Here is a 2,845-nt window from a genome sequence, read left to right as displayed (position 1 = left end):
TGTTGAGGGACCACTTACGGAAGATGCGGGGAACCCAGATATGGTTAAAATTTTACAGTTCGTTGCTAATAAAGGGCAAGAGATCTGTATTGATTGTATGAAATTAAGTGAAGGGAATAAATATTAATCAATGCCTAATCATAACAAAATTAAATTATACGGTTTATTTGATGCGGCTTTAATGCCTAAAATTTGGTTAAATCTAGAATCGTGGTTATTACCCAATGAACCTTTGTATCGTGGTAATTATCAGGCTGTCGCTGAAGTAATCCCCTATTTGATTGAATTAAATAAAGATATTGATGAAAATGCCGTAAATGAATTACTTAATTTATCGGATTATCAACAGGGATTATTTATTTCATCAGAATTAACTTTAGATAAATTAGTTGAGCGGCTAGGCTATTTTTATCATGTGATAGATACACAAAATAAACCCTGTTTAAGACGATTTTTTGATTTGAGAATATTTGCTAATTTTTTAGCAACACTCACACCTATACATTGTACTTATTTATTTGGCCATCAAACTATATTTTATTATAAAGATTGCATTAATGATATTTATCATGTTGTGTGCTATCGAGACAATCAGTTACAGTGGTTTCAAAAAGAAACGCTAGATTTTGATACTCATGTGAAAGGAGTATAAGGTTATGTTAAAAGTATGGATAAAATCAACCGCACTTTTCAGTCTGTCTATTTGTGTGCTTTGTGCGTGTTCTGAACGAAATTTTCGAGAAGAGTTTTTTAAAAATCGTCGTTGCGCAGAAGTGCAATATCAATGTTTACCGGAATCACAGGAGAAGAAAATGCTCGACCTATCCCAACCTTATCGATTAACTGATGAAGAAGAGGCGCGCATTGAACAGGATAATACCTTAAGAATGCACCATAACATTATCAAAATGTTAGAGATTTATTACCCTGGCTTTTGGCAAGATACCGATGAACAGACTCAATTAGCTTGGGTAGGAAAAGTAGATGAAATTACTAAACGATATTATCCAAATCGGCAGGATTATCATCTTGAAAGGATGGCATCTATTTGTGCGATTATTGGATTGGATTTTGAAAAGAAAACAAATTTGGCTTTTATTGTTCAGAAAATTAGAAGTAGTAGCACCTATGTACCACTAGTTGATATAAATGATTATCTACGCTTTGAAGTCTTGCAAAAAGATTATGATGAGGGAGGAAACCAATATAATAATTGGAGTTTGCGTGGAGTTAGAGATGGTATGCCACCAGTTACTCGCCATATACCAGATTTTAATACGGAATGGAAACCTTACAATTCAGAAGAGAATAGAGAACGCATCTATAGAAAATGGTTAAATGAACGAGGAGATCAATGATGAGTTGTAAAGTGATTCGAATTGGTGTGTTTTTTGATGGTACAGGTAATAATTTGACCAATGACGAAGCTGGGCGTAGTAGTAATGGTGTGAGTAATATTGGCAAGCTCTATCGTTTGTATGCTGATAATGAAATATTACGAGGTAAAACTCCGACGGAGTGCTTGATTTATATCAAAGCTATCTATATTGAAGGGGTTGGTACTATTAATAATGAAGACGATTATGCGACAGGAGGTGGTGCGGGAACATTAGGTGCGCAGCGAATTAATCAAGCGATTGAACAACTTAGTGAAATAAGGGATCAATTTCCTAAATCGGAGTATAAATGCTATATCGATGTATTTGGTTTTAGTCGAGGGGCAGCAATGGCGCGCGATTTTATTAATGAGATGTATCGAAAACATAGACGTTTAATTTTTACCTTTAAATTTGTTGGTTTATTCGATACAGTTGGTTCTTTCGGTTTAGCTGGCAATAACATTAACTATAAGCCTATTACTAATGAAGACACAGAGACCGACACCATTAAATACGAAATGTCAGGAGCTACTTTCCCGTCAAGATATTACGAACCTTATAACTTTAATTTATCTCCACGAAGTGCAGAAAAAATTGTACATTTTATTGCATTAGATGAATATCGGAAAAATTTTCCTTTATCTGATACGCAAGGTGCTGGATTATCTTATTATTTTATAGGTGCACATTCCGATATAGGAGGAGGGTATGCAAATGTAGAATATGAATCATTATTTGATTATGCTCTTGGTAATAATTTAATCCAAGCAGAGAAAAAATTAGGAAAACCAGAAGATGGCATTCAATTTGGCAAAGATTGGCAATGTAAAGTTGATGAAAATGTTTATGGTAACTCTTCTCCTTATAATAACTTTCGCATTTTATGTAGAGGGTCAAGAGAGGTGACTGATGATTTGCAAAAAGTAACATTAGTCGCAATGTATAATTTGGCTATTATGGAAAATGTTCCGTTTATTAATGATATTCCTCAAAACTATCAAGATGTCCCATTTTCACCAGATGATACGAGTATTTTACTTAAATGGACGAAAGAATTAAGAGAATATTATGAAATTGCTACTACAAATATTTCATCATTAAAATTATTAATTGGAGGTCAAACAGCATTTAATAATCAGTCTGAACTACATATTAGAACCTTTTTCCACAGAAGTATTTTGGCTAAATATGCCCATAATTCATCAATATCTTCTTTTGCTGATAAAACTTCATTGCCACCTATTGGTTTTAAACATCGCGCAAGTTCAGGTGTAACCGATACTATTGCAAATGATGCAAGGCGTATTCGAAATAATCCCTTACCAATAAGAGAGGCATATGCCAATGATATAGGAAAAGCAGTAGTAATAAACGATTAAGTTATTATATATTTCCTTAAGTATTCTTTTGTGAGTACGGATCAATCCGTAACCTTCACTTTTTGGCAAGGAGAACAACCGGTTCGT

At 33.7% G+C, this 2,845-nt stretch carries 3 protein-coding genes; all 3 read left to right on the top strand.

Translation table 11 applies throughout. The features are described from left to right. Positions 1 to 130 precede the first annotated feature (130 nt). Genes HMPREF3263_RS00945 through HMPREF3263_RS00935 form a run of 3 tightly spaced genes read left to right on the top strand, consistent with a single transcriptional unit; the run spans position 131 to position 2,758 of the window. Entirely contained in the window at positions 131 to 652 is a 522-nt protein-coding gene (locus HMPREF3263_RS00945; protein WP_005698204.1) for a DUF4123 domain-containing protein, read from the top strand. A gap of 4 nt (positions 653 to 656) precedes the next feature. Next, positions 657 to 1,358 (top strand): hypothetical protein, encoded by a 702-nt coding sequence (locus HMPREF3263_RS00940; RefSeq protein ID WP_065242657.1) that lies wholly within the window; start codon positions 657 to 659, stop codon positions 1,356 to 1,358. Further along, complete coding sequence (locus HMPREF3263_RS00935) at positions 1,355 to 2,758, top strand: T6SS phospholipase effector Tle1-like catalytic domain-containing protein (protein ID WP_070852827.1); 1,404 nt, start codon at positions 1,355 to 1,357, stop codon at positions 2,756 to 2,758. The genes HMPREF3263_RS00940 and HMPREF3263_RS00935 overlap by 4 nt, the downstream gene beginning before the upstream one ends. Positions 2,759 to 2,845 lie beyond the last annotated feature (87 nt).

It is taken from the genome of Haemophilus sp. HMSC61B11 (assembly GCF_001838615.1).
Classification (GTDB): domain Bacteria; phylum Pseudomonadota; class Gammaproteobacteria; order Enterobacterales; family Pasteurellaceae; genus Haemophilus_D; species Haemophilus_D parainfluenzae_AD.
Note: the sequence above shows the minus strand (reverse complement) of the source record. Positions and strands in the feature narration are given on the sequence as shown.

Excerpts from the sequence above, each read along its gene's own strand:
- HMPREF3263_RS00945 (WP_005698204.1), top strand. The coding sequence starts at position 131 with ATGCCTAATCATAACAAAATTAAATTATACGGTTTATTTGATGCGGCT.
- HMPREF3263_RS00940 (WP_065242657.1), top strand. The coding sequence starts at position 657 with ATGTTAAAAGTATGGATAAAATCAACCGCACTTTTCAGTCTGTCTATT.
- HMPREF3263_RS00935 (WP_070852827.1), top strand. The coding sequence starts at position 1,355 with ATGATGAGTTGTAAAGTGATTCGAATTGGTGTGTTTTTTGATGGTACA.